General features: G+C 74.1%; 2 protein-coding genes and 1 pseudogene. 2 read left to right on the plus strand and 1 reads right to left on the minus strand.

All coding sequences use genetic code 11. The features are described from left to right. Both ABYE80_RS20615 and ABYE80_RS20620 read left to right on the plus strand, forming a co-directional pair. Window positions 1–234, plus strand: a pseudogene (locus ABYE80_RS20615) (argininosuccinate lyase); the annotation flags it as partial. Window positions 235–244: 10 nt separating this feature from the next. Beyond that, complete coding sequence (locus tag ABYE80_RS20620; protein WP_372792295.1) at window positions 245–856, plus strand: DNA-3-methyladenine glycosylase; 612 nt, start codon at window positions 245–247, stop codon at window positions 854–856. Between the two features lie 7 nt (window positions 857–863). Here the strand turns inward: ABYE80_RS20620 and ABYE80_RS20625 are convergent. Then, the coding region (locus tag ABYE80_RS20625; RefSeq protein ID WP_372792297.1) for a penicillin-binding transpeptidase domain-containing protein at window positions 864–1666 on the minus strand (803 nt) is incomplete at its 5' end.

Raw genomic sequence — 1666 nt, forward strand, 5'->3', positions numbered from 1 at the left:
CTGGTGAAGCAGGGCACGCCCTTCCGCGAGGCGCACGGCGTCATCGCCCGGCTGGTACGGGAGGCGGTGGAGTCGGGACAGACGCTGGGTGCGGTCGCGGTCCCGGAGCTCGGCGACGATGCTGCCGCCGTCCTGGAGCAGAGCTCGTGGCTCGAATCGAAGGTCTCCGAGGGCGGCACCGCGCTGGTCCGTGTGCGCGAGCAGCTCGCGCAGGCTCGCGCCCTGGTCGGGTGAGTTCCGGCCGGTGACCGCGCGCCCGCTGCCGGCCGGGTTCTACGACCGGCCCGTGCTCGAGGTCGCGCGGGATCTCGTCGGCTGCGTGCTGGAGCACGAGGGGGTCTCCGGGCGCATCGTCGAGACCGAGGCCTACCACCACTCCGAGCCCGCCTGTCACGCCTACGTCGGGCTGACGGCGAGGACCTCGACGCTGTTCGGGCCCCCGGCCACCGCCTACGTCTACCGCTCCTACGGGATCCACGCGCTCGTGAACGCCGTGTGCGAGCCGCAGGACGTCGGCGCGGCGGTGCTGATCCGCGCCCTGGAACCGCTGACCGGCGAGGACCTCATGGCCCAGCGACGCGGGCGCGACCGCCTGGTGGAGCTCTGCAGCGGGCCGGGGAAGCTCAGTCAGGCGCTGGGGATCGATCTCGAGCTGAACGCGAGGTCGCTCGTGGAGGGCCCGGTGCGCGTGCTGCCACGGCCCGCCGGCGAGGCGCCGCCCACGTTGGTGAGCGGCCCGCGGATCGGGATCACCAAGGCGGTGGAGCTGCCCTGGCGGTTCTGCGCCGCGGGCAGTCGCTTCGTCTCGCGGCCTTGGCCGAGCGGCCTGCTCGAGCCCGCCGGAACGACGCGCTGATCGCGGCTCAGGGTGCCGGAGCCGGCGCGGCCCCGCCGGGATCCGGGTTGCCGGGGGCCGGCGCCGGCTGGGGCGCCGGGGTCGGCTGGGGCGCCGGGGTCGGCTGGGGGGCGGGTGTGCTGGGCTGCGGGTCGCGCTGGGGCCTGGACTCCCGCGGCGCCGTTTCGGTCTGAGGACGCTGCTCGGTGGGACCGGCGGCGCCCGTGCTCGGGGCCGTGGTGGGGGCCGGGGCTGCGGGCACCGTGGTGGTGGTGCGCGGTGGCAGCCCCTTGGCCTTCCGCTCGGCGTCGATCCGCGTGTCGAGGATCCTGTTGGCGCCGATGATGAAGTCGCGCCAGATCATCGCGGGGAACGTGCCGCCGGCGACGGGCTCCCCGGCGAACTCGGTCTTCATCGGCTTGAAGCCCTCGGGGTAGCCGACCCAGACCGCGACGGTCATCCGGTCGGTGAAGCCGACGAACCAGGCGTCGCCGAAGTTCTCCGTCGTCCCCGTCTTGCCGGCGGCGAACCCACCGTAGGCCGCCCGCTTCCCGGAGCCCTGAGAGACCACGGTCGACATGATCTGCGTCGCGGTGTTCGCCACGCGGGCCGAGAGGACGCGTCGCGTCATCCGGCGGTTGCGCGTGACGCACTTGTCCGTGCCGGCGATCGTGACGCACTTCCCGCTCTCGGCCTTCTCGACCGACCGGATCGCGACGGGCCCCTGGTCGGAGGTCCCGAGCGAGCCGTAGACCCGCAGGCCCTTCTGGGCGAACGTCTCGTAGGCGTGGGCGAGGTCGAGCGGGGTCACGCCCTGCTTCAGACCGCCCA

This window comes from Paraconexibacter sp. (genome assembly GCF_041602235.1).
Classification (GTDB): domain Bacteria; phylum Actinomycetota; class Thermoleophilia; order Solirubrobacterales; family Solirubrobacteraceae; genus Paraconexibacter.